General features: G+C 66.6%; 26 protein-coding genes, 1 tRNA gene and 2 pseudogenes. 17 read left to right on the top strand and 12 right to left on the bottom strand.

Features of this window, described 5'->3' with window-relative positions:
- Window positions 1-67: 67 nt before the first annotated feature.
- The 3 genes from ACMGER_RS03700 (at window position 68) to ACMGER_RS03690 (ending at window position 2,389) form a co-directional block, all read left to right on the top strand.
- The gene (locus ACMGER_RS03700) at window positions 68-937 is read left to right on the top strand and encodes a glycoside hydrolase (protein WP_436810762.1); all 870 of its coding nucleotides are present in this window, start codon (window positions 68-70) and stop codon (window positions 935-937) included.
- A 103-nt stretch (window positions 938-1,040) separates the two neighbouring features.
- Window positions 1,041-1,907 (top strand): HpcH/HpaI aldolase/citrate lyase family protein, encoded by an 867-nt coding sequence (locus tag ACMGER_RS03695; RefSeq protein WP_436810761.1) that lies wholly within the window; start codon window positions 1,041-1,043, stop codon window positions 1,905-1,907.
- Entirely contained in the window at window positions 1,904-2,389 is a 486-nt protein-coding gene (locus ACMGER_RS03690) for a GNAT family N-acetyltransferase (protein ID WP_436810760.1), read from the top strand. The genes ACMGER_RS03695 and ACMGER_RS03690 overlap by 4 nt, the downstream gene beginning before the upstream one ends.
- A 132-nt stretch (window positions 2,390-2,521) precedes the next feature.
- Here the strand turns inward: ACMGER_RS03690 and ACMGER_RS03685 are convergent, their stop codons facing one another.
- The 3 genes from ACMGER_RS03685 to ACMGER_RS03675 form a co-directional block, all read right to left on the bottom strand.
- A complete protein-coding gene (locus tag ACMGER_RS03685; RefSeq protein WP_436810759.1) occupies window positions 2,522-3,223 on the bottom strand; it encodes an NAD-dependent deacylase in 702 nt (233 codons plus the stop codon).
- Window positions 3,224-3,330: 107 nt separating this feature from the next.
- On the bottom strand, window positions 3,331-3,843 hold the full coding sequence (locus ACMGER_RS03680; RefSeq protein ID WP_436810758.1) for an SRPBCC family protein: 513 nt from the start codon (window positions 3,841-3,843) through the stop codon (window positions 3,331-3,333).
- Window positions 3,827-4,177 (bottom strand): ArsR/SmtB family transcription factor, encoded by a 351-nt coding sequence (locus tag ACMGER_RS03675; RefSeq protein WP_436810757.1) that lies wholly within the window; start codon window positions 4,175-4,177, stop codon window positions 3,827-3,829. Before ACMGER_RS03675 ends, ACMGER_RS03680 begins: the two co-directional genes overlap by 17 nt.
- Window positions 4,178-4,369: 192 nt before the next feature.
- On the opposite strand from ACMGER_RS03675, the gene dapB reads away from it, so the two are divergent.
- The 4 genes from dapB (at window position 4,370) to ACMGER_RS03655 (ending at window position 6,280) form a co-directional block, all read left to right on the top strand.
- Window positions 4,370-5,101 carry a 4-hydroxy-tetrahydrodipicolinate reductase gene (gene dapB / locus ACMGER_RS03670; RefSeq protein ID WP_436810756.1) on the top strand — a complete coding sequence of 244 codons (732 nt, stop codon included), beginning with the start codon at window positions 4,370-4,372 and terminating at the stop codon, window positions 5,099-5,101.
- Window positions 5,098-5,778, top strand: a complete 681-nt coding sequence (nth, locus tag ACMGER_RS03665) for an endonuclease III (protein WP_436810755.1) — start codon at window positions 5,098-5,100, stop codon at window positions 5,776-5,778. Before dapB ends, nth begins: the two co-directional genes overlap by 4 nt.
- Entirely contained in the window at window positions 5,778-6,152 is a 375-nt protein-coding gene (locus tag ACMGER_RS03660) for a hypothetical protein (protein ID WP_436810754.1), read from the top strand. The genes nth and ACMGER_RS03660 overlap by 1 nt, the downstream gene beginning before the upstream one ends.
- 51 nt (window positions 6,153-6,203) lie before the next feature.
- A tRNA-Arg gene (locus ACMGER_RS03655) sits at window positions 6,204-6,280 on the top strand.
- Window positions 6,281-6,518: 238 nt separating this feature from the next.
- Here the strand turns inward: ACMGER_RS03655 and ACMGER_RS03650 are convergent.
- The 6 genes and pseudogenes from ACMGER_RS03650 to ACMGER_RS03625 form a co-directional block, all read right to left on the bottom strand.
- Window positions 6,519-6,824: pseudogene (locus ACMGER_RS03650) on the bottom strand (type II toxin-antitoxin system YhaV family toxin); the annotation flags it as partial.
- A gap of 69 nt (window positions 6,825-6,893) precedes the next feature.
- The gene (locus ACMGER_RS03645) at window positions 6,894-7,220 is read right to left on the bottom strand and encodes a type II toxin-antitoxin system PrlF family antitoxin (RefSeq protein WP_436810753.1); all 327 of its coding nucleotides are present in this window, start codon (window positions 7,218-7,220) and stop codon (window positions 6,894-6,896) included.
- Between the two features lie 762 nt (window positions 7,221-7,982).
- Window positions 7,983-8,450, bottom strand: coding sequence for a DoxX family protein (locus tag ACMGER_RS03640; protein WP_436810752.1), 468 nt, complete (start codon window positions 8,448-8,450; stop codon window positions 7,983-7,985).
- Between the two features lie 72 nt (window positions 8,451-8,522).
- On the bottom strand, window positions 8,523-9,416 hold the full coding sequence (locus ACMGER_RS03635) for an SDR family oxidoreductase (protein WP_436810751.1): 894 nt from the start codon (window positions 9,414-9,416) through the stop codon (window positions 8,523-8,525).
- 49 nt (window positions 9,417-9,465) lie between these two features.
- On the bottom strand, window positions 9,466-9,900 hold the full coding sequence (locus ACMGER_RS03630) for an ester cyclase (protein ID WP_436810750.1): 435 nt from the start codon (window positions 9,898-9,900) through the stop codon (window positions 9,466-9,468).
- Between the two features lie 24 nt (window positions 9,901-9,924).
- Window positions 9,925-10,665, bottom strand: a complete 741-nt coding sequence (locus tag ACMGER_RS03625; protein ID WP_436810749.1) for an SDR family oxidoreductase — start codon at window positions 10,663-10,665, stop codon at window positions 9,925-9,927.
- A gap of 128 nt (window positions 10,666-10,793) precedes the next feature.
- On the opposite strand from ACMGER_RS03625, the gene ACMGER_RS03620 reads away from it, so the two are divergent.
- The 8 genes and pseudogenes from ACMGER_RS03620 (at window position 10,794) to ACMGER_RS03585 (ending at window position 18,465) form a co-directional block, all read left to right on the top strand.
- Window positions 10,794-11,693, top strand: coding sequence for a LysR family transcriptional regulator (locus tag ACMGER_RS03620; RefSeq protein ID WP_436810748.1), 900 nt, complete (start codon window positions 10,794-10,796; stop codon window positions 11,691-11,693).
- A 481-nt stretch (window positions 11,694-12,174) separates the two neighbouring features.
- Complete coding sequence (locus tag ACMGER_RS03615; protein WP_436810747.1) at window positions 12,175-12,621, top strand: ferritin-like domain-containing protein; 447 nt, start codon at window positions 12,175-12,177, stop codon at window positions 12,619-12,621.
- Entirely contained in the window at window positions 12,618-12,926 is a 309-nt protein-coding gene (locus ACMGER_RS03610) for a hypothetical protein (protein ID WP_436810746.1), read from the top strand. Before ACMGER_RS03615 ends, ACMGER_RS03610 begins: the two co-directional genes overlap by 4 nt.
- A gap of 184 nt (window positions 12,927-13,110) precedes the next feature.
- Entirely contained in the window at window positions 13,111-14,133 is a 1,023-nt protein-coding gene (locus ACMGER_RS03605; RefSeq protein WP_436810745.1) for a sensor histidine kinase, read from the top strand.
- Window positions 14,134-14,487: 354 nt separating this feature from the next.
- Window positions 14,488-15,021, top strand: a complete 534-nt coding sequence (locus tag ACMGER_RS03600; RefSeq protein ID WP_436810744.1) for a glycine zipper 2TM domain-containing protein — start codon at window positions 14,488-14,490, stop codon at window positions 15,019-15,021.
- Window positions 15,022-15,859: 838 nt separating this feature from the next.
- Window positions 15,860-16,240: pseudogene (locus ACMGER_RS03595) on the top strand (beta-propeller fold lactonase family protein); the annotation flags it as partial.
- On the top strand, window positions 16,207-16,383 hold the full coding sequence (locus ACMGER_RS03590) for a hypothetical protein (protein ID WP_436810743.1): 177 nt from the start codon (window positions 16,207-16,209) through the stop codon (window positions 16,381-16,383). The pseudogene ACMGER_RS03595 and the gene ACMGER_RS03590, both read left to right, overlap by 34 nt.
- A gap of 9 nt (window positions 16,384-16,392) precedes the next feature.
- Window positions 16,393-18,465 (top strand): S9 family peptidase, encoded by a 2,073-nt coding sequence (locus ACMGER_RS03585; RefSeq protein WP_436810742.1) that lies wholly within the window; start codon window positions 16,393-16,395, stop codon window positions 18,463-18,465.
- Window positions 18,466-18,496: 31 nt separating this feature from the next.
- On the opposite strand, the gene ACMGER_RS03580 is transcribed toward ACMGER_RS03585, so the two are convergent.
- Window positions 18,497-18,853 carry a GntR family transcriptional regulator gene (locus ACMGER_RS03580; protein ID WP_436810741.1) on the bottom strand — a complete coding sequence of 119 codons (357 nt, stop codon included), beginning with the start codon at window positions 18,851-18,853 and terminating at the stop codon, window positions 18,497-18,499.
- Window positions 18,854-18,890: 37 nt separating this feature from the next.
- Window positions 18,891-19,469, bottom strand: coding sequence for a nitroreductase family protein (locus ACMGER_RS03575; RefSeq protein WP_436810740.1), 579 nt, complete (start codon window positions 19,467-19,469; stop codon window positions 18,891-18,893).
- A gap of 116 nt (window positions 19,470-19,585) precedes the next feature.
- Between ACMGER_RS03575 and ACMGER_RS03570 the strand changes: the two genes are divergently transcribed.
- Window positions 19,586-21,187: a peptide MFS transporter gene (locus tag ACMGER_RS03570; protein WP_436810739.1), complete on the top strand. Its 1,602-nt coding sequence runs from the start codon at window positions 19,586-19,588 to the stop codon at window positions 21,185-21,187.
- Between the two features lie 62 nt (window positions 21,188-21,249).
- Entirely contained in the window at window positions 21,250-21,951 is a 702-nt protein-coding gene (locus ACMGER_RS03565; RefSeq protein WP_436810738.1) for an NnrU family protein, read from the top strand.
- Window positions 21,952-21,979: 28 nt separating this feature from the next.
- Here the strand turns inward: ACMGER_RS03565 and acs are convergent, their stop codons facing one another.
- A complete protein-coding gene (gene acs, locus ACMGER_RS03560) occupies window positions 21,980-23,911 on the bottom strand; it encodes an acetate--CoA ligase (protein ID WP_436810737.1) in 1,932 nt (643 codons plus the stop codon).
- Window positions 23,912-24,045: the final 134 nt, after the last annotated feature.

Raw genomic sequence — 24,045 nt, 5'->3', positions numbered from 1 at the left:
CTTGATATGGCTGCTACCGGTGCCCGCTCGTGATGCAAATATACCTCGGAAGGCGTCGTTCCGCACGATGCTGATCCTCGCCGCCGTCTGGACCATGGGCGTGTCGGCGCATGACGGAATCGCGGTGAGCATCGGCCCACCCCCGGCGACGCTCCGCGCCGATCCTTTCTACGCCAAGTACCTCGACGCTGGCGGCATCCCGGTGATCGCCTCCGCCAAGGTGCCCGACCGGGCGCTGACGATTGCGCACGACATCATCGTCGAGATGCTCGCCCATCGTCCCGACCTCGCCGCGCAGCTTGCCGCCGACGGTTTCCGCGTCGCGGTGATGGCGGAGGACGAGGGCACGCTCGACCTGCCCGAACAGCGCCACTGGACCCGGCCGGCGCGCGACGACCCACGCCTCACACGCTGCGAGCGCAAACATTACGACGAGCGCATCGGTCGGCTCACCGACGCGCAATATTGGAACGCCCGCGCCCGCGGCATGGCGGGCCGCTTCACCAGCGCCGCGACCGAGGACCTGCTGGGCCTCCGGAGCTCGCGCTACTATGGCGAGACGATCTTCGTCCACGAGTTCGCCCACGACGTGCTGATGGCGATCCGCGCGCGCGACCCGGCGCTCTATGCGCGCGTCGAGGCCGCCTATGCCGCGGCGCTGAAGGCCGGGCGGTGGAAGGACGAATATGCCGCGACCAGCCTCGACGAATATTGGGCGGAAGGCAGCCAGTTCTGGTTCAATTCCAACAGACTTGCGATCTTCGACGGCCGTCGCATCCTCTCCGACGCCGATCTCGCCGCCTATGATCCGCCGCTCGCCGAGGTGCTGCGCGCCGCCTATGGCGATCGCCATCGCCTCGGCGCCGATCCCTTCTACGAAAGCGCCGCGCGCGTGCCGCCCGGACCGCTGCCGATGAACACGGCGGAGGTGTGCTGAGAAGCCGATATGGGTTTCCGTTCGCCCTGAGCTTGTCGAAGGGCGAACGGAAATCGCGGATTGCCGGTCGAATTCCGTTCCGATCGGCGATAAGCCCCCCATCATGACCCGCCTCCGCTCGCTTCTGTTCGTGCCGGGCGACCGGCCCGAGCGCTTCGCCAAGGCTGCCGCGTCGGGTGCCGATGCGCTGATCCTCGACCTCGAAGATTCGGTCGCGCTCGAAGCCAAGTCCGCCGCCCGCGAGGCGGTGGCGGCCTGGCTCGGCGAGCCGCGCGCGGTGCCGGCCTATGTGCGGGTCAATCCGCTCGACACGCTGATGGCGGACCTCGATCTCGACGCGGTGGCGCGGCTCGACCCCGAGGGCATCGTGCTGCCCAAAGCGGAGGGCGCGATCTCGGTCGCGGACCTCGCCGCGCGACTGGAACGGCGCGGCAACGAGACCGCGCTAATCCTGCCGATCGCGACCGAGACCGCCAATGCGATCTTCCAGCTCGGCACCTATGGCGCGCAGGCGGCGCGGCTCGCCGGCCTCACCTGGGGCGCGGAGGACCTGCCCGCCGCGATCGGCGCCGAGACCAGCCGCGAGGCGGACGGCCGCTACACCCCGCCCTATGAGGTGGCGCGCGCCTTCACCCTGTTCGGTGCCGCGGCGGCAGGGGTGGCGCCGATCGAGACGGTCTATCCTGCGTTCCGCGACTTGGGCGGCCTCGCCGCCTATGCCGCCCGCGGCGCGCGCGACGGCTTCACCGGCATGATGGCGCTGCACCCGATGCAGGTGCCGGTGATCAACGCCGCCTTCACTCCTTCAGCCGAGGCGGTCGCCCATGCCCGGGCGGTGGTGGAGGCGTTCGCCGCGCATCCGGGCGCCGGCGTGCTCAGCCTCGGCGGCAGGATGATCGACCGCCCACATCTCCTCCAGGCGGAGCGGGTGCTGGCGCGGGCGGGCGAGGAGGCGGTGGCGCGGTCGTGACCGGCTTCCGCATCGCACCGGCAGTCAGCGACGACGATCTGCGAACGGTCGCGAGGTTGTTCGAGGATTATGCGGCATCCTTGCCGGTCGACCTCGGTTATCAGAACTTCGCCGCCGAGCTCGCCGGCCTGCCCGGCAGCTATGCGCCGCCGCGCGGGGCGCTGCTGCTCGCCCGCAACGACGCCGGTGAACCGCTCGGTTGCGTCGGCGTGCGGCCGCTGGCGGACGAGGGCGTCTGCGAGATGAAGCGCCTCTACCTCGTCCCCGCTGCGCGCGGCCTCGGGCTCGGCCGTGCGCTCGCCGAGGCGGCGATCGGCGCGGCGCGGGAGCGTGGCTATCGCGAGCTCCGGCTGGACACGCTGCCGTCGATGACCGCCGCCATCGCCATGTACGAGGCGATGGGCTTCCGCCGCATCCCGGCCTATTACGAGCCGACACCCTGCTCGCTGTTCATGGCATTGGCGCTGGAAAAGGCAGACTAGCATCTGCCGGATATAGCGAGACCGTGCTCCTGCGAAGGCAGGAGCCTTGGATCATGGGTACGGCGCTTGCGGCCAGAGCTCCCGCCTTCGCAGGAGCACCGAATATCGTTTCCGGTCCGAACCGGACTGGCGCTAACCCGCCAGCACCTCCTCAACCCACGCCGGCACCAGTACCCCCGCCGGCCCCATCCGGCTCTCCGCGAAGTAGACGCTGCCTTCGGACGGCTCGAGGTTGAGCTCCAGCGTGTCGGCGCCGCGATAGCGGGCGGTGCGGACGAACCCCGCGGCAGGATAGACCGCGCCCGAGGTGCCGATCGACACGAACAGGTCGGCGCGGGCGAGGGCGCGGTCGATCGCCTCCATCTCATAGGGCATCTCGCCGAAGAAGACGATGTCGGGCCGCAGCGCGGGCCGCCCGCACGTGCCGCACTCGGTACCCGGCGGCAGCGATCCGCGCCACGCCTGCCGCCCGCCGCAGGCCGCGCACAGCGCCGAGCCCAGCTTGCCGTGCATGTGCAGCAGCCGCTTCGCGCCGACGCGCTCGTGGAGGTCGTCGACGTTCTGCGTGACGATCAGCAGCTCGCCCGGCCATGCGGCATCGAGCCGCGCCAGCGCCTCGTGCGCGGCATTGGGCTGGACTCCCTCCACCGCCTCGCGCCTCAGGTCATAGAAGCGGTGCACCAGCGCCGGATCGCGTGCCAGCGCCTGCGGCGTGCACACGTCCTCGACGCGATGCCCTTCCCACAGCCCGCCGGGGCCGCGGAAGGTGGCGATGCCGCTTTCCGCCGAGATGCCGGCGCCGGTGAGGATGACGATGTTGCGAACCTCGGACACGACGGCGGGCTTAAGGCGATTTCAGATCGATTGGAATCATTTGACCCGGTTCGCCCTTCGACAAGCTCAGGGCGAACGGGAATTATGGATCAAATTGCGCTTCGCTTTCAGCGGGCGAGCACGCCGTCGAGCTTGTCGAAGCTGCCGCCCCAGCCCTGCCGCATCGAATCATGCTGGCCGGCGAAATAGGCTGTCTCCGCGGCGCTGGCTTCGATCGGCCACCAGCGCAGCTCGAGCCGGGTCGCCTCGCCCTCGTCGTGGAACTCGACCACGGTCATCAGCCTGAGCGGCCAATCGCCGTCGAACGGCATCCGCACCACATTGCCGTCCGCGTCCCCCGCCGAATGCTCGTAGGCGAGCAATGCCGGCGGCTCGACGTCGCGCCAGCCGAGCCGCGCGCGCAGGGTCATCTCGCCCATCTCCATCCGGATCAGCGTGTGGCCGCCGGCGCGGAGGTCGTGATGCTCGACCGTGGCCGCACAGCCCGCCGGGCCCATCCAGCGGGCGAGCATCGCCGGATCGGTCCACGCGCGCCACACCAGCTCGCGGGGCGCGGCGAACCGCCGGACAAGGACGAAATCGCTGTCGGCTTCAGGCGCCGGGCTAGTCACGGTCAGCATGGTCGTCTCCCTTCATCTGGTCCTTGAGGAACGCGTCGAGCCGGTCGAGCCGCTCCTCCCACATCCGCCGCACGCCGTCGGCCCAGGCGACGGTTTCGGCCAAAGCCTCGGCATTGAGCCGGCGCGGGCGCGCCTGCGCCGCCTGACCGGTCGCGATCAGCCCCGCTTCCTCGAGCACCTTGAGATGCTTCGATATCGCCGGCTGGCTGATCGCGAACGGTCGGCTGAGCTCCGCCACCGTCGCCTCGCCTCGCGCGAGCCGGGAGAGGATCGCGCGGCGGGTGGGATCGGCGAGCGCAGCGAAGCGACGGTCGAGAGCAGCTGCTTCGATCATTGAATAGTTATATAACCTATAAGTTATGGAGAGGTCAAGGCCAAATTCCGCTGTCCTACACGGGTCGAGCTGTGCCAGAGGCGGGTGAGTAGGCTCTGCGGGTCGCGCCGAACCGGGCCCGGCGCGGGCATTGGGGTGAGTCAATTCAGTCAACTTTTCTGGTCAACTTTCACCGAGAGGGAGAGGCGTACAGTGACCGCGATCGGCATCTACGGCAGCCTCGGCCGCATGGGCCAGGCAATCGTTGCGGAGCTCGCCGGGATGGGCGCGCGCCATGCCGGGGGCGCCGATGCCACCGACGATCCGGCGCTGGTCGCCGAGGCGGCGGACGTGCTGGTCGATTTCTCCAGCGCCCGCGCAGTGGAGGCGCATCTCGCCGCGGCCGGCGCCGCGGGCAAGCCGATCGTGATCGGCACCACCGGTCTCACCGAGGCCCATCACGCCGCGATCGACGAGGCGGCGCGGGAGATCGCGGTGCTGCAGACCGGCAACACATCGCTCGGCGTCACCTTGCTCGCCCGGCTGGTGCGCGAGGCGGCGGCGCGGCTGGGCGCGGCCGACTGGGACATCGAGATCGCCGAGATGCACCACCGCCACAAGGTCGACGCGCCGTCGGGCACCGCGCTGCTGCTCGGCGCCGCGGCGGCCGAGGGACGCGGCACCACGCTCGCCGAGGCGGCGGCCTACGACCGCTCCGGCATCACCGGCGCCAGGAGCGAGGGCACGATCGGCTTCGCCTCGCTGCGCGGCGGCTCGGTGATCGGCGACCACAGCGTCGTCCTTGCCGGCGAGGGCGAGCGGATCGAGCTCGTCCACCGCGCCGACAGCCGCGCGATCTTCGCCCGCGGCGCGATCGCGGCGGCGCTATGGCTCGCGAAGCAGCCGGCGGGCCGCTACACCATGGCCGAGGTGTTGGGGCTTTGAACCAGGCCGACGTCGTCGAGTTCTTCGCCCGGCTCGCCGCGGACAATCCGCACCCGGAGACCGAGCTCGAATACGCCAATCCCTTCACCCTGCTGGTGGCGGTGGTGCTCTCGGCGCAGATGACCGATGCCGGCGTCAACAAGGCGACACGGCGCCTGTTCGCCGAAGCCGACACGCCCGAGAAGATGGTCGCGCTTGGCGTCGATGCGCTGCGCGAGCGCATCCGCACGATCAACTTCTACAACACCAAGGCCAAGAACGTGATCGCGCTCAGCGAGGCGCTGATCCGCGACCATGGCGGCGAGGTGCCCGCCGACCGCACGGCGCTGGAGAAGCTGCCCGGCGTCGGTCGCAAGACCGCGAACGTGGTGCTGAACTCGGCCTTCGGGCAGGAGACCTTCGCCGTCGACACCCACATCTTCCGCGTGTGCAATCGCACCCGCCTCGCCCCCGGCAAGGATCCGCTCGCGGTCGAGCGCAAGCTCGAGGAGAGCGTACCGCAGCCGTTCCGCATCCACGCTCATCACTGGTTAATCCTGCACGGCCGATACACGTGCAAGGCTCGGGTGCCGGAGTGCTGGCGCTGCATCGTCGCCGACCTCTGCCCCTACCAGCCCAAGACCCCGCCGCCGGCGGCGCGCAAGCGATCGTCCGCCGCGGCCAGAGGAGAGCCGTGATGAGAAGCGCCGTGCTCGCGCTAGCCGTCCTCGCCGTCGCCGCCCCCGCTCTCGGCCGCGACAAGCCGGTCCCGGCGGCGACACCCACCGGCAAGCCGGTCGACTGCATCCGGTTGAACGACATCCGCGAGAGCCGCGTCCGGAGCGACGAGGTGATCGATTTCGTGACCAAGAGCAACAAGGTCTACCGCAACGCGCTGGACGGCGGCTGTCCCCAGCTCGGGTTCGAGCGGCGCTTCAGCTATCAGGTCTCAACGGGTCAGCTCTGCTCGACGGACATCATCACCGTCCTTACCGGCCCGGGCATCACGCGCGGAGCAAGCTGCGGGCTCGGCCGGTTCCAGCCGGTCGAGCTGGCCAAGACAGCACGCTGAACGCGAGGGGCTGGCGCACCCCGCGGGCGCCTGCTAGGTGGGCCTCCGCCGGCACCCGTAGCTCAGCTGGATAGAGCGCTGCCCTCCGAAGGCAGAGGCCACAGGTTCGAATCCTGTCGGGTGCGCCATTTCGGTCCAAAACCACGAGACCCTAGCGCCGCCGCCTCTACGCCAGAGGCGGCGGTGAGGGTTCGTAGCAATTCGGTGCGGGTGCCCCGAATGCGAACCTCCGTCTTGCTGATCACCTCGACCCGTTGCGCAACCGCGCGAATGTGATTGCGAGCATAGGTGCCGTCGTCGTGTCGGAGCCATTAGCGCCGCCCAATCATCGGGCGGATTGCCCTTGTCGAGCATCTTGCGGAACACCGCATAGGCATCCGACTTTGAGCCGTAGGTGCGCAGCGTGGTCTCGTCGTTGACCCAGGCGAAGATGATAATCTTCGCGCTCGTGCTGTATCGGAAGAACAGGCGGAAGCGTCCGGCGCCGAACTTCGCCCGGAACCAGTGCTTGCGGTCCTCGCCGAGCGTTCCACCCTGCCGATACTCGGTGCGCGCCGGGTCCTGTGGGATCGTCTCGAACACGAGCTGGCGCAGCGCCGCCAGCAGCTTCGCGTTGGCCGACTTGCGCCAGCCGCGCGGGTCTTTCGACCGTGCGCATTCGACCGCCGCCATCAGTTTCTCGAGCTGGTCGAGAAACAGCGGATGGCCGAAAAGCTGCCAGCCGTTGACGACGATCATGGCTCAGAGATCGACGTCGCCGTCGATCGGCGCATCCAGATCGACCTTGACGCCTTCGGTCAGCGCAGCGAGCCGCTCGGCGAGGGTCGGGGAAAGGGCGGTCAGTGCCTCCGGCCGGCGTTTGATGTCTTCGGCGAGGAACGAGAGGAAGCCGTCGATCGCCGGATCGTCATGCTCGGCATCGGCGCGATGCACCGACACCCCATGCTCGTCGACGCGGAAGGCGATCTTGCCGCCATAATCGACGCCGAGCGCCTGGCGCACGGATTTAGGGATCGTGGTCTGACCCTTGGCGGTGATGGTGCTGATCTCTTCGAGTGATACGGACATGATCGGTCTCCCTGCAAAGGGAGGTAAGGAATATTCCTTACTCTGTCAAGCCCTGATCTCGATAGACGCTGAACGGCCAAGCTCCCTTTCGCACGCCCGACCCCACCCGCACGGCTCTTTCGTGGCTGACCTGATCGAAGCCGCCTGTCGGCGCAACAGCGTCGGGCCGCTTTGGTCCGATCGTGACGTCTGCGTACGAGCAATGCGCCGCTCAGGACGCCACGATGTCAAATGCAGAGCCCGACATCCGCCGGATCACCCCGCGCGCAAGCGACTGGGTGAGCGCACCCTTCACCGACGGTGCGTTCGACACTGGAAGCCGGGCCGCCACGCCGCTCGTCGAGGGCCTCATCCGAACGCCTCGCGACATGCTCTTCGTCACCCTGACCGGAGGCGCGCGCCATCTCGACGTCCGCACCGACTGCGGCCACCACTTTCAAGGACCCGAGACCATGGGCGCGGTCTCGTTCGTACCAGCAGGCTGTGAGCGGCGCTTCGTCTTGCAGGACGTGCGTTCCCGCTGGGCCTCGATCTCGCTTCCCACCGGCATGTTCTCTCGCCTACGGCCGGAGATGCCAGCGCCATCTGCTGGGGCCTTCACCAACGAACGCCACCCGTTCGTCGTTGCTGCCGTTGCCGAATGCGCGCGTCTTCATCGCCTCGATGGAGGTTTCGATCCCGCCTATGCCGAAAGCATGGCGGCTGCACTCATGCTCTATCTTAGTCGGCACCACGGCACGCTGCCTGAGGAACGCACGGGGTCTAGACCTCGCGGCCAATCAGCCGATCAACCGACCATTTGCCGCCGCCATGGATGGAAATCATCAGCCCGACGAAGCCCAGGATCAGCGGATACTCAAAACCGCGATCGATCCACGGATAGGTTGGGCCGACGGCGAAGCAGATAGCGGCCATCTGGATCGCCAGCATGGGCGCGAATATCCGGGTCGCGAGGCCGCCCGCCACGGCCAGGCCGCCGAACGTCTCCAGCAGCGCGACGAACACGGCGAGCTGCGGCGCGAACGGCAGGCCAAGTACCTCGCCGATCAGGCGCGTTGATCCCGCCATCGGGTTGGCCATCGACCCGTGAGCCGTTCCCAAGAGCTTCGGAATACCATGGGTGAGGATGGTCAGGCCGAAGGCCATTCGGAGAAGCGTGTAGGTTAGCGGTTTTGCCCGTTCGTAGAACGGCGCGAGACGGGGGAGGATGAGCGCAGTCTGGGTCGACATAGGATGCTCCTGTCGCGTGTGTCGGCGGGAAAGGGGGCGCCCGCCAGTCGCGGACGCCGCCGACTGTTCGCGTCAGGCAAGCCTCGCAGGCTTGAGCAGGTCCGCGAGGCCGATGCGGTGGAGCATTTCGGCGCGCACGCGGTCGAGCACCGCAAAACCGACGTTCGCGCCGTCCTCGGCCGGGTCGAAATGGATCCGGAACGGACGCTCGCCAAAGGGCATATCCACCGCCGCAACGATGCGCTCAGCAACGCCGATAGGATCGGCGTCGTCGGGAACGGTCGCCGCCAGGGCCGGCGGCAGGTCGTTCATGAAGTCCTTGTAGGGACCCGCCTCATATTCAGCGAGGCGTGCGGTGTCGGCGGGGCTGCCGGAATGGGCAAAGTGGTTGGTGCCCTTGGTGAAGGCTCCGGGTACCACGATCGTTGTCTCGATGCCCCACCGAGCCAGCTCGCGGGCATATTGGACCGCCAGCGAGTCCATCGCCGCCTTGGCCGCGAAATAGGGGGACAGATAGGGCGGCGTCCCGCCAGCCGAACTGGAACTCGATACCCAGACTAGAAGGCCCTGCCGCCGGCTGCGCATGTGCGGCAGGGCAGCGCGGTTCACGCGCTGCGTGCCCAGCACGTTGACATCGTATTGCTGGGCGAACTGCTCCGGCGTGAAGGCTTCCGCCGGGCCGAACATCATGTGACCGGCATTGTGGACCAACACGTCGATGCGGCCGCTCTCGGCGATGATCTTCGCGACCGCTTCGTTGGCCGACGAGTCCGACTGAACGTCAAGCTCGATCGGGCGAATGTCGCTGCCTTCGATCGCCGCCAGCTCGCCGGCGTTCCTCGCGTTGCGCCCTGCGATGTCGCGCATCGAGGCGTAAACGGTGTGGCCGGCCCGGGCGAGTGCTTCGGCGGTCATGCGACCGAAGCCGCTGGACGCGCCAGTGATGAGAATGATCTTCTTCGTCATGACGATTTCCTTTCGAGTATTGGGTTTTGAGGAAGTGGGAGAGCAGCCGTCAGAAGACGTTGCTCTCGCCGCTCTCGCGGGTGATCGCGCCGTGGACTTCGAAGGCGTTGCGCTCGACCCAATTGCGGCGGAGCCGGCCATCGGGTCCGACTTCGAGGATGGCGGTGCCGAACATCTCGAACGGCGCGCCGTTGGGCTCGGTGTCCATGAGGCCGTTGTTGCGTCCGGTCACGCGCCAGCGCGACGCAACGCGGCTCCCATCATGGTTCTGGAACGTCTCGACGATATGGAACTCGAACTCGTGGACCTTCGCCTGAAAGTCCCGCACCCAGGCCTTGAACTCGTCCCGCCCAACAATGTCGTTGCCGCCCGACGTGATGACGAAATCCTCGTGAACCAGTTCGTCGACCGCTTCGGGATTGAGGTCCTGCCAGACCTTCCGCCAAAAGGTTTCAACGATGGTCACGCTGCTACGGTCGGTCATTTCATCCTCCTGTGAGATTGGGTTTCAGATGATCCCGCCGTTGGCGCGGAGGATCTGACCGTTGATCCAGGCCCCATCAGGGCCGGCGAGGAAGGCGACTGTGGCAGCGATGTCTTCGGGCCGGCCGAGCCGTTCCAGCGGGGCGAGCCTGGTCAGCCGGTCGATGGACTCCGGCGTGTTGGCATCGAGGAAAAGCGCCGTCGCGGTCGGGCCAGGAGCCACGGCGTTGACCGTGATGTTCCGCCCGCGCATCTCCTTGGAGACGACGTGCGTCATGGCTTCCACGCCGGCCTTGGTCGCGGCATAGACGACGTAATTCGGGTGATAGAGCCCGACGACGCTGGATGAGAGGTTGATGATCCGGCCGCCCTCGCGCAGCCGCCGGGCCGCCTCGCGCAGGGTGTTGAAGCTGCCTTTCAGATTGACGGCCACCTGGCTGTCGAACAGGGCGTCGTCACTCTCGGTGAGCGGCGCCACCTTCATGATGCCGGCGTTGTTCACCAGCACGTCCACGCCGCCGAAAGCGGTCTGTGCGGCGTCGAACATGCGCGCCACGGCGTCCGCGTCGCTAACGTCCGCCTGAGCCGGAATGGCCTTGCCGCCGGCAGCTTCGATCTTCGCGACCAAAGCCTCGGCGTCCACCGCGCCACCGGCATAGTTGATGACGACCGTGAAGCCGTCTGCCGCCAGTCGCTCCGCGATAGCAGCGCCGATGCCGCGCGACGCGCCGGTAACGATCGCCACCTTGTCCGTATCTTTGCTCATTGTGGAATCTCCTTCGTCATCACGGACCCTGCCGGGCCGATGAGGGGCAATGTGCCCGCTGGCGACATGGAGATAATCAGGCTAGATGCAGCAATACTGTTCGCGATGATGGAATAATCAAAAGCGCCATGGATCGGCTCGACGCAATGCGGCTGTTCACACGGGTGGTCGATCGGTGCAGCTTCACCCAGGCGGCGCACGACCTCGACATTCCGCGTTCAACCGCTACCCAGGTGATCCGGCAGCTCGAAAGCCGACTTGGCGTAAGACTGCTCCAGCGCACGACGCGCACCGTGCGGCCCACGCTCGACGGTGAGGCCTATTACCGGCGATGTCTTGCGATCCTCGACGACATCGAGGACGCGGAAGGTGCGTTCCGCGGCGCGGCGCCCAAGGGCATGTTGCGGGTCGAGGTGCAGGGCACGATCGCCCGGCACTTCCTGTTGCCCGGCCTGCCGGCGTTTCTCGAGCGCTATCCCGAAATCGAAATAGCGATGAGCGAAAGCGACCGCTGGGTCGATGTGGTGCGCGAGGGCGTCGATTGCGTCCTTCGCTATGGGGCGCTGCCGGACAGCGATCTTGTTGCGCGGCCCGTCACGACGCTTGAGCGCATCACCTGCGCGGCACCGGCCTATCTGGAGCGATACGGCTGCCCACAGACTCCGGATGAGCTGAAGGATCATCGCGTGGTCGGGATCCGTTTGATCTCAACCGGCGCGCTTACCCCGATCGAGTTCGTGCAAGCGGACGGCGTGAGGCGCGTTGATATGGCTGCGCCCTTTTCCGCCACTGGCACGGAAACCTTTCGCGAAGCGGTCCTGCTTGGGCTGGGGCTTGCGCAGATGCCCCTTTTCCACGTCGTGCGCGACCTTGCCGAAGGGCGTCTGGTGCGTGTCCTGGCGGGCTATTCCGTGCCGTCAGCGCCGGTCTCCATACTCTATCCACGCAGCCGGCAGCTCTCCCCCCGCGTGCGGGTGTTCATTGATTGGGCAGTCCAGCGCTTCCTGGTCATGCGGGGCTTGTCGTAAACGGCCGTAAACCGGCGTTCGGCGGGGGAAGGCAGCTATGCGCCTTAATTGCAGCCATTCAGCCGATCCCCGAACGATCCTAAAAGCCGCGGTTCACTGCTGTGCCAGGTTTTACGCCCCTGAAACCCGGGAGGTGACCACCCTCGTTTTCCCAGCTGTCTTCGGCCCGTGATCGACCGGCGGAATGTCGCGCATCAGGCAATGCCGGAGCGCCCGGCGGGACGAAAACTGCTTTCCGCGCGTTCACCAAAGTGTGGGGTGTAGCCATAGCTCCTCTCCGTCTTCGAGCGGGAGCATGAACCATCTCTCAGCCGCACCCGCGCCCAGGGCATAAGTAGGGTAGCCCCTATATGGGGGCGGCGAGGCATATTACTACAAGCGGCCAAAGTCCGGGAAAGGCTGAGGCTATAGTAAATAATAGAGGGCCGTACCCGATTGCCCGGACGGATCGTTCTACCTAACCCGGAAAAGAATTCAGAAGATGAACGATCAGCATGACATTTCAGTCCTCAATGGACTGACTGCCACCGCTCTCGCCAGTATGAAGGGATATGAAGACGCCGTCGAGGATGTGGAGAGCACACGGCTCGCCTCGTTGTTCGCGGATTTCGCCCGTGATCGCGGGCGAGTGGTCGCCTCCCTGCAAGCTGAAGTTGGCGCCCTTGGCGGAGAGCCCGAAGAAAGCGGCAGCTTCCTGGGCGCTGCACATCGCGGTTTCATAGACCTCAAGCAGGCGCTCACCGGCAAGAACGACAAGGCGATCATAGACGAGGTCGAGCGCGGCGAGGACCATATCAAGGCGAAGTTCGAGGATGCCTTGAACGATACCGAGCTTCAACCGGCGACCTTGACCGTGATCCGCGAGGCTTTCACCTCGGTCAAGGCGAGCCATGACCAGGCGAGGGCGCTGAAACACAACATGGTGTGAGGCAGGAGGGCAGCTGGCGTCGATCTATCGTCCGCTACCATTTCCGGAAGGAGAACGGACATGGCCCCAATGCAGAGGCTTCCAGTGGTGCGATCGGTGCGGCCACGCTGATTTCCGCGGATCAGGCGCGGGGCACAGTCGTGCATGGCCGCGACGGCGACAAGCTGGACCGCTATACCGTTGCCATCGACAAGTGCGTGCTGGAAGGCGCCTCCGCCTATGGGCCCGACTCCGCCCCGCTCTTCGATGAGGCCCATGGTCAACGAGTGACCGAATATTATCGGCTGTCCCTGCAAGGCGTCTGACCAAGCTACCGACCGCCCCTCGACGGCTGTTGTCCAGCGTCGAATAGACTCCGGGTCGCGATGCCGACCATGCTATAGTGGGGCAGCGAGTCGATATGCCCCGGCAGGGGCGCGCGCTCGGAACTACCCGGACCAGCTTTCATTTCCGCGAGCCCCCGGTTCCCCCTGGGAAGGGGCCAAGATCATGCATCGAATTGCTCATCCCGACGTCGCGCATAGCCTGGCGCTGGCGATCCTCGCCTCTTCCGACGCGCCTGCCCTGCTGCTCGACGGAAACCTCGCCGTCATTGCCGCCAGCGACTCATTCTACCGTACCTTTGCTCTCGAGCCGGAGAATGTGGCCGGGCAGCCGCTGTTCGAGCTCGGCGGCGGCGAGTGGGACGTGCCGCAGCTTCGCTCGCTGCTCGATGTCACCCTTTCCGAAGCAGGAATCGAAGCCTACGAGATGGATCTCAAGGGCGACAGCGCTCCCCGTCGGCTTGTCCTCAATGCCCGAAAGCTCGACTATGGCGATGCCGAGCAGGTCCGCCTGCTCGTGACGATCTGCGATGTCACCGAGGCGCGGGCCAGCGCAAGGCTGAAGGACGACCTGCTGCGCGAGAAGGCTATCCTGCTCCGGGAACTCCAGCATCGCGTCGCCAACAGCCTTCAGATCATCGCCAGCGTGCTCATGCAGAGCGCGCGGCGAGTGCAGTCGGAGGAGGTGCGAGGCCATCTCCACGACGCACATCACCGGGTCATGTCGATTGCCACTCTCCAGCAGCAGCTCGCTGCGTCGAGCTTAGGCGATGTGGAGCTTCGCGGCTATTTCACCCGGCTCGGCGCGAGCCTTGGTGCATCGATGATTCACGATCATGACCTGATCTCTATTGCGGTGACCGCGGATCGCAGCAGCGTGAATGCGGACATCTCGGTCAGTCTTGGACTGATCGTTACCGAGCTGGTGATCAATGCGCTCAAACATGCTTTCCCGGGGAACCGCAGCGGCAGGATCCTCGTCGATTATCACGCGCATGGATCGAACTGGACCCTGTCGGTAAGCGACAATGGCGTTGGCACTCCGGAAGCGTTGTCGGCGGCAAGGCCGGGTCTCGGCACCAGCATCGTCCAAGCCCTCGCCAATCAGCTTGACGCCGCTGTTGAGACCGAGGGTGGGTATCCCGGAACGACGGTCTCCATCACGCATACCGAATTGTCGGTCGTTTGAGGCCGTAAAGAAGCTGGCGGCGGAAAGCGTTGCCATCGCGGCTGAAAGGCCGGAATCTCCGCGCGCGCCACTCCAAGGCTTCGAGCTGGTGCGACCTTGCAGTCAGCTTAACGGGCTCTAGCCGTGCCGTCGCGGCGGATATGATGATAGAAATGGGTCCTAATATGCTCAGTATTATTAAGGCGGATGAATATTCCTTAATAATGGCGATAGATGATTTCTAAATCATATCGCTCCATATTTTCTTTTTAATTTCTAGTTTACTGAAACTTATATTGTTGCGGAGCGTTGTGCGCATGACCTTATTTGAGGTCAGGAGTAACGATCATGAGAAAAATATTTCTAGCGGCCGCTATGGTGGCCGTCGCAGCTCCGACTGTGCCCGCCTTGGCGCAATCCGATCAAGGCTGGAGCGAACAGCGTCGAGACGCCCGTGCGGCCGACCGGGAGTATCGCGAGGATCTTCGCGATGCCGACAATCCGCGCGACGTTCGCCAAGCCCGGCGCGAACATGCGCGCAATCTCGCCAAGGCTGATCGCAACGCGCGGCAGGCCAATCGTGGCTGGCGAGGATACGGCAACTATGACTGGGACCGTCGCGAGCCCGGGAGGGATCGCTATGATGCCGGGCGCTATTATCGCAGTGGCAACTACTATCAGACCCGCACGCTCGCCTATAACGACCGCGTCTACCGCGGCCAGAACGGGCGCTATTATTGTCGCCGTCCGGACGGCACGACCGGGCTGATCATCGGTGCCGCCGCCGGCGGGCTGCTCGGCAACACCATCGTGCGCGGCGACAGTCAGATTCTGGGAACCCTGATCGGCGCCGCCGGCGGTGCAGTTGCAGGTCGAGCGATCGAACGCGGCAACGTTCGCTGCCGATAAGGCATCGCAACAATCTCGCGTGGAAGGCGGTGGGAAACCTCCGCCTTCTTCGAGCACCTGGCCTCGATCGATCTGGAATTGCGGTGTCGCACTGAGCGCATGAACTCCAAGGCTGGAATTATCTATCGAGCTGCATCTCTTCATTACGTACATTCTCGCTGGCGTAATCGCGTTGCTCGTCAGCGTGTGCGTGTGGACGCTATTGCACCGCACTTACGTACGCCGCGTCGCCCGTAGAAAGCTGCGGGAGCGCATCGTTCGGGGAAGCAATAATGGATAGAGTCAGAGCTGAGGCGAGCTCAGCGTATTTGTCCGCGTCGAATAGGGGCCATCGGGACGTAGGGCTGGCTTCCCGATCCTTACAGTGCGACGCTGCTGCTTATCCCACTCTCGAGAGGGAGACACAACGGCAGTACTTGCTTGAGCGCCAGCGCAACCGACCCAGGGCCCCTCACAGCCCAATGCGAAGCGCTCAGGATGTTGATGCTGCCCGGTGTTGGACCTCCCCCAAGCAGGGAGACCGGGCAGCGCGTCACGCCGCTGCTCAGCTCCTGGCAACCGATCGCCAACGAACTCGGCCAAGTCCGATGCGTGAGGATGTCCACGGTTGCACAGCACGATGACCATGTGCCCGGAGCGCGGATAGACGGTGACGTCGGCGTTCACGCCTCAAGCGCTGTGCGATGGCGGTAGTTCGCCTTGTCGTTTCGCATGGCGATGCGCAAGCGACGAGTTGCAATCCCATCATCGGGCGGACTGACGCAGTGTCTGCTTTCACGATCTGACTCTCCGAAAGCCGCCAGTCGGCTTGCGGTCCAGCTTTTGACCTTGCTTCGTCGCGCTGGATGCCGACGAGACGCGGCTCGCCGCCGCCAATTATGCGAGCGGCAGCGGGGGTGTTCACGCTCGATCCCGCGACGGGCTGCCGAACGCGACGGCGCAGCTGTTCCGCAATCGCCCGAACCGCGAGCGCCAGGCGCTGCCTCATGCGCATTGGGCCGGCTTCACGACCGGCGGCGGTGAGCTGCCGGTCGTGGACCTCGGCGGCCATATCGAGCTCGACCGCACCGCCGGGCGGCTGTTCGTCACCAATCGCGGGCACGACAGCATCGCGGCGTTCAGGCTCGACGAGACCGGGGATGCGGCCCCGATCGGTCATTCCGCAAGCGATGGTCGTCGCCCCGCATGTTCGTGCTGCTCGAGGATGTCGGCCGCCTGATCGCGGTGCACGAGAACGACGGCATCGTCGCCGCCTTCGCGCTGCGCGACGACGCCCCGCCGGAGCCGACCGGAGCCTCGCTGACGGTCCCCGGCGCCGCGTTCGTCACGCCCGTCTCGACGAGGCCCCGGCCGACCCGCTAGGGCGGCCTCATGAGCAAACTCCCTTCGCCCCCCGTCGCCGAACGGCGCCCGCACACGTCCACCCATCATGGCGTCGAGCTCCACGACGATTGGGCATGGCTGCGCGATCCCGGCTATCCCAAGGTCACCGATCCCGACGTGCTCGCGTACCTCAACGCGGAGAACGACTATTACGAGGCGGTGATGGCGCCGCTGAAGCCGCTCGCCGACACGCTGTTCACGGAGATGCGCGGGCGGATCAAGGAAGACGATTCGTCGGTACCGCAGAAGGACGGCGACTTCCTCTACTGGACCGATTTCGAGACCGGCGGCGAATATCGCCGCTGGTGGCGCAAACCCGTCGGCGGCGGCCTCGACAGCGGTAGGGACCAGCTCATCCTCGACGAGCCGGCATTGGCGAATGGCAAGGAATATTTCCGGCTCGGCGGCTTCTCGGTGTCGAACAATGGCCGCTGGCTCGCCTATGCCTATGACGACAACGGCTCCGAGCGGTTCCTGCTCAAGGTCAAGGACCTCGAGACCGGCGAGCATCTGGCGGACGAGATTCCCGGCATCCTCTCCGACATCGTCTGGACCAGCGACGACAAGGGCTTCCTCTACGGCCTCGCCAACGACCAGTGGCGCACCGACAACGCCCGTTACCACCGGCTCGGCAGCGACCCGGCCGAGGATGTCGAGCTCTACCATGAGGACGACGAGGGCTATCGCGTCGGCGTCGGCGAGACTCAGTCGCGCAAATGGCTGATCGTCTCGACCGGCGACCATGTGACGAGCGAGGTGCGCCTGCTCCCCGCCGACGATCCCTTCGCCGAGCCGATCCTGGTCGCGCCGCGGCGGCCGGGCCGCGAATATGACGTCGAGGAGCATGACGGCACGCTCTATATCCACACCAACGACACCGATCCGATGTGGCGGCTGGTGACGGCGCCGATCAGCGATCCCGGCAGCTGGACCGAGCTGATCGCGCCCGACGCGCATTTCTACATGACCGGCATCACCACCTTCGCCGACGTCTTCGTGGTCGAGGGACGCGAGGACGGGCTCGATCAGATCGAGATCCATTATTACGACGGCCGCCCGAAACGCCGCATAGGCTTTCCGGAAGCGAGCTATGTCGCCGGCGTCGGCGATAACCCGGAATATGCGGTCGACAAGCTCCGGCTCGGCTATGAATCGATGGTGACGCCCGGCACCGTCTATGACTACGACCTCGCCGACGGCAGCCTGACCACGCTCAAGGTGCAGGAGATCCCCTCCGGCTACGACCCGTCGAAATATGCGACCGAGCGGCTCAGGATCACCGTACGCGACGGCACCGAGGTGCCCTGCTCGATAGTCTATCCCCAGGGCTTCCCGCGCGACGGATCGGGCAAGCTCTACCTCTATGCCTATGGCGCCTACGGCTATGCGATCCCGCCGGGCTTCTCGACCGGCCGGATGTCGTTCCTGGACCGTGGCATGGCGTTCGCCATCGCGCACATCCGCGGCGGCGACGACCTCGGCCAGCAATGGTATCACGACGGCAAGCTCGAGAAGCGGGAAAATACGTTCAACGATTTCGTCGATGTCGCGAAGGGATTGATCGAGCGCGGTTTCACCCACCGGGGCGGCATCGCCATCGCCGGCCGCTCCGCAGGCGGCGAGCTGATGGGCGCCGTCGTCAATTCCGATCCCGAGCTGTGGGGCGCGGTGGTCGCCGACGTGCCGTTCGTCGACGTGCTCAACACGATGCTCGACGCCAGCCTGCCGCTCACCCCCGGCGAATGGCCGGAGTGGGGCAACCCGATCGAGGACAAGGCGGCGTTCGAGCTGATCCGCAGCTATTCGCCCTACGACAACGTCCAGGCGCAGGCCTACCCGCCGCTCTACATCTCGGGCGGGCTCAACGACCCGCGCGTGACCTATTGGGAGCCGGCGAAATGGGCGGCGAAGCTGCGCGCGACCAAGATCGACGGCAATGTCCTGGTGCTCAAGACCAACATGGGCGCGGGGCACGGCGGCAAGTCGGGTCGGTGGGAGAGCCTGCGCGAGGCCGCCGAGGAGATGGCGTTCATCCTGTGGCAGATGGGGGCGACCGACTAAGATCCTCCCCGAGCAAGCTCGGGGAGGTTTATTAGGCCGGCTCGCTCTCCAGCAGCTCGGCGGCGTCGAGGCCGAGCAGCGCGATATAGTCGCGGACGCGCGGCCACATGCCGGTCAGGAATCGCTCGCGCTCGGCGACGCGCAGGCGGTCGACCGCGCCGGGCAGCACGAACATGCCGACCCCACGCCGCACCTCGACATAGCCCTCGTCCTGGAAGCTCTGGTACGCCTTGGCGACGGTCAGCGGGTTCGCGCCCTGCTCGGCGGCGAAGGCGCGGACCGAAGGGAGCTGGTCCCCGGCACGATATTCTCCCCTGAGGATCGCCGCCGCGATCGCGGCGCGGAGCTTGAGATATACGGGGCCGTCTTCGTGCTCGAGCGCTGTCATGCTGCCATAATACACCGATTCGCCGGTACGTCCACCCTCATCCTGTCCACTTCCGGACAATGCTGTTCATTTCCGGACGCGGCCGCTCCTCGAGCGGTCGGGAGGGCGTGCCGATGAAGACGAAACCGGCGATCCGTTCCGGCGCCGCGCCGAACAGGTCGCGCACCGCGTCGGAATAGGCGGCCCAGCCGGTCAGCCAGCCGCCGGCGAAGCCCATCGCCGTGGCGGCATGGAGCAGGTTCATGCAGGCGGCACCTGCCGACAGCTCCTGCTCCCACAGCGGAATGTGGCTGTCGGGCCTCGGCGAGGATAGCACCACTACCAGCGCCGGCGCCTGGCGTGCGAAGCCCTCCATCGCCTCGATCTCGAGCCGCCCTGCCTCGGGCCGCTCGGCGCGATAGGCGGCGACCAGCTTGGCGGCGAAGGCGTCGCGCGCCTCGGCCGGCACGATCACGAAGCGCCACGGCGCGAGCTTGCCGTGATCGGGCACGCGCGCGGCGATCTCCAGCATCGCGTCGAGCTGCGCCTCGTCGGGACCGGGACCGGCCATGTCGCGCGGCTTGCCGGAGCGGCGGGTGGCGAGCAGCGCGAGCGGGGAAGAGATGTCGTTGAGCATGATGATGCCCGTATCAGCCGGCCGAAACGGCAACAACCGCTTCACAGCGCTGGATTCCGCGCTAGTCTGATTCCCCATCATAGCCGTACGCACGGCTTTAGGGATCTTCCACTTCGATGATCATCAGTTCCGCAGGCGGCGGTGTTCCCGCCAATGCCAAGACCTTCCTCGGCCATCCGCGCGGCCTCTACATGCTGTTCTTCGCCGAGATGTGGGAGCGCTTCTCCTACTACGGAATGCGCGCGATCCTGGTCTTCTATCTCACCAAGCATTTCCTGCTCGGCGACCAGCCGTCCTATGCGATCTACGGCGCCTATACGGCGCTGGTCTACATCACCCCCGTCATCGGCGGGATGATCGCCGACCGGTATCTCGGCGCGCGCAAGGCGGTGCTCGCCGGCGGCGCGTTCATCGCCTTCGGCCACCTGCTGATCGCGCTGGTCGAGGGCCCGCACGGGATGCGGGGCGGCTATCTCGGCGGCTTCTATCTCGCGCTCGCCGCGATCATCGTCGGCACCGGCTTCCTCAAGGGGAACATCTCGGTGCTGGTCGGCCAGCTCTACGCGCGGGACGATATGCGCCGCGATCCCGCCTTCTCGATCTTCTATATGGGGATCAACCTCGGCGGGTTCCTCGGGCCGATTGTCGTCGGCTATCTCGGCGAGCGCGTCGGCTGGTCGTGGGGGTTCGGCGCCGCCGGGATCGGCATGATCCTCGGCCTGGTCGTGTTCGTGCTGTTCCAGCGCGAGCTGCACGGCGCGGGCGAGCCGCCGTCGCGCGAGGCGCTCAAGGCGCCGGTCGTCCCCGGCCTGTCGCGCGAATGGGCGACCTATCTCGCCGCGGCGCTCGGCGTGCTCGCGATTGGCTGGGTGATCCAGTATCAGAACGCGGTCGGCTGGGCGCTGGTCGCGTTCGCGCTCGTCACCTTCGTCTACGTCCTCTACCGCGCGGTCGCCACCCTGCCGCGGGTCGAGCGCAACCGCGTGTTCGCGGCGCTCTACCTGATCGCGCTGTGCCCGCTGTTCTGGGCGCTGTTCGAGCAGCAGGGATCGTCGCTCAACATCTTCACCGACCGCTCGGTCGACCGCGTCTATTTCGGCTGGGAGGTGCCGGCGTCGCTGTTCCAGTCGATCAACTCGGTTTTCATCATCCTGTGCGCGCCGATGTTCGCGGGGCTGTGGACCTGGCTCAACAAGCGCGACTTCGAGCCGACCGCGGCCTTCAAGTTCGGCATCGGGCTGATCCTGGTTGGCGTCGGCTTCTTCGCCGTCATCGTCGGCGCCGGAACCGGGCGCGACGGCCTGACCCCGGCGATGTACGTCATCCTGCTGTTCTTCTTCCACTCGGCGGCCGAGCTGTGCTTCTCGCCGGTCGGCCTGTCGTCGATGACGCGGCTGTCGATCCCGTCGATGACCGGCCTCATGATGGGCAGCTGGTTCCTGGCGATGGCGGCCGGCAATTTCCTCGCCGGGCTGATCGCCCAGGCGACCGGCGCGGAGGGCGCGGGGGTCGAGGGGATGCTCGACGTCTATGCCAAGATCGGCTGGTGGTCGATCGGGATCGGGGTGATCGCGCTCGCCGCCGCGCCGTTCGTCACCCGGCTGATGCATCTCGACTCGTTCGGCGAGCCGCAGGTCGACCATGCCCTGGCCGGAGAAGGCGAGCTGGCCGAGGGCGCGGCGGCCGGGCTGGATGCCAGCCGCGGACTCAAGGCCTAGATGCGGAGGATGCGCGCCGGGCGATGATGCGCTATTCTCTCCCCGAACAAGGGGAGATTGTCATGACGCCGCTCGGCTGGGTCGTCGTCGCCGCGATCGCGTTCGTCGGCTCGCATTTCCTGCTGTCGCATCCGCTGCGCGCGCCGGTGACGCGGGCGGTGGGCGAGCGGGGCTTTTTCGCGCTCTATCTGCTTACCGCCTGGGTGACGCTGATCTGGCTCGGCTGGGCCTATTGGGCGATGCCGGCGGAGACGCCGCTGTGGCCGGTCGGCGACGGGCTGTGGGTGGTCGGCACGCTCCTCACGTATGTCGCGAGCGTGCTGCTGATCGGCTCGTTCGCGCGCAACCCGGCCTTCCCGACCCGACCGGGCGCGCCGCCGCCGACCGATGTGCCGGAGCCGCGCGGCGTGTTCAGCGTGACGCGCCACCCGATGATGTGGGCGTTCGCGCTATGGGGCGTGACGCACATGCTGGTGATGCCGATCGCGTCGAACCTGGTGCTGGCGGGCGCGATCACCGTGCTCGCGCTGATCGGCGCAGCGCTGCAGGACCGGAAGAAGGAGGCGCTCCAGGGCGAACGCTGGCGGGCGTGGGAGGCGAAGACCAGCTACTGGCCCTTCGCCGCGATCGCCGCGGGGCGGACGCGGTTCACTCCGGCCGGGGTGGGACCGGTGCTCGGCGGCTTCGCGCTGTGGCTCGCCGCCACCTGGGCGCACGTCCCGCTCACCGGATGGCCCGCGGGCGTGTGGAAGTGGATCGGCTAACCTAGCCCCTCCCCCGGAGGGGAAGAGCTTATTTGACTCTGTTCGCCACCAGATCGTCCACCACCGCCGGATCGGCGAGCGTGCTCGTGTCGCCGAGGTTCGACACGTCCCCTTCCGCGATCTTGCGCAGGATGCGGCGCATGATCTTGCCCGAGCGTGTCTTGGGCAGGCCCGGCGCGAACTGGAGAGCGTCGGGGGTCGCGATCGGACCGATCTCGGTGCGGACCCATTTGACCAGCTCGCCGCGCAGCGCCTCGCTCGCCGCCTCGCCGGCGTTGAGCGTGACATAGGCGTAGATGCCCTGCCCCTTCAGGTCGTGCGGCATCCCGACCACCGCCGCCTCGGCGACCTTGGGGTGGAGCACCAGCGCGCTCTCGACCTCGGCGGTGCCCATGCGGTGGCCGGAGACGTTGATGACGTCGTCGACCCGGCCGGTGATCCACCAATAGCCGTCCTCGTCGCGGCGGCAGCCGTCGCCGGTGAAATACTTGCCGCGATAGGTGGTGAAATAGGTCTGGAAGAAGCGCGCATGGTCGCCCCACACGGTGCGCATCTGTCCCGGCCAGCTCCGTGCGATGACGAGGTTGCCTTCGGTCGCGCCCTCCAGCACGCGGCCTTCCGTATCCACGACCTGCGGCTCGATGCCGAAGAAGGGCACCGTCGCGCTGCCGGGCTTGAGGTCGACCGCGCCGGGCAGCGGGGTGATCATATGCCCGCCGGTCTCGGTCTGCCACCAGGTGTCGACGATCGGGCAGCGGCCTTCGCCGACCACCTCATGGTACCAGCGCCATGCCTCGGGATTGATCGGCTCGCCGACGGTGCCGAGCAGCTTGAGGCTCTTGCGGCTGGTGCGCGTCACATGCTCGTCGCCTTCGCGCATCAGCGCGCGCAGCGCCGTGGGAGCGGTGTAGAGGATCTCGACCCGGTGGCGGTCGACCACCTGCCAGATGCGGCCGGCGTCGGGCCAGTTGGGCACGCCCTCGTACATCAGCGTGGTCGCGCCGTTGGCGAGCGGACCGTAGAGGATGTAGCTGTGCCCGGTCACCCAGCCGATATCTGCCGCGCACCAATAGACCTGCCCCGACCGGTAGTCGAACACCAGCTCGTGCGTCAGGCTCGCCCACAGCAGATAGCCGCCGGAAGTATGGAGCACGCCCTTGGGCTTCCCGGTCGAGCCCGAGGTGTAGAGGATGAACAGCGGATCCTCGGCGTCCATCGCCTCAGCCGGGCAGTCGGCGGACACCAACGCGCCCGCCTCGTCGTACCAGCGGTCGCGCTCCGTCATCGGAACGGGCTCGCGGCTGGTGCGCACCACAATCACCCGTTCCAGGCTCGGCGCACGGGCCGCGGCGGCGTCGACATTGGCCTTGAGCGGAACGGTCTTGCCGCCCCGCCGCCCGATGTCGGCGGTGACGACGATCTTCGAATCGCAGTCCTGGATGCGGCCCGCCAGCGCATCCGGGGAGAAGCCGCCGAACACCACCGAATGGACCGCTCCGATCCGCGCGCAGGCGAGCACCGCGAACGCCGCCTCGGGGATCATCGGCATGTAGATGGTGACGCGGTCGCCCTTCCCGACGCCCTCCGCCTTCAGCACGTTGGCGAAGCGGCATACCTCCTCGAACAGCTGGAGATAGGTGAAGCGCCTCGGCTCCGCCGCGGGATCGTCGGGCTCCCAGATCAGCGCCGTGTCGCCGCCGCGGCTGGCGAGATGGCGGTCGAGGCAGTTGGCGGCGACGTTGAGCCTGCCGTCGGCGAACCAGCGGATGCCGAAGTCGGCCTCGTCGAAGCTCCATTCGCCCGCCTTGCTCGGCGGCTCGATCCAGTCGAGCCGCTTGGCCTGCTCCAGCCAGAAGCCGTCGGGATCGGCGAGCGACGCCTCGTACATCGTCCGGTAACAGGCCGCGTCGACCCGCGCATGGCGCTCCCACTCCTCGGGAACCGGATAGATGTCGGCCATGCTCGCTCTCCTTCGGGGCCCCTTTGCCCAAGGCGCAGGGGCCGGTGCAAGCCTGAACGGACATTTCCCGCCGGCGACAATTCGCGACACAAATCCGCTGGACGGTTCGACCTTGTCCGGTCATCTCATCGCAC

It is taken from the genome of Sphingomonas astragali, from assembly GCF_051400615.1.
Taxonomy (GTDB): domain Bacteria; phylum Pseudomonadota; class Alphaproteobacteria; order Sphingomonadales; family Sphingomonadaceae; genus Sphingomonas.
The sequence above is the reverse complement of the archived record's forward strand: the minus strand, read 5'-3'. Positions and strand labels throughout refer to the sequence as shown.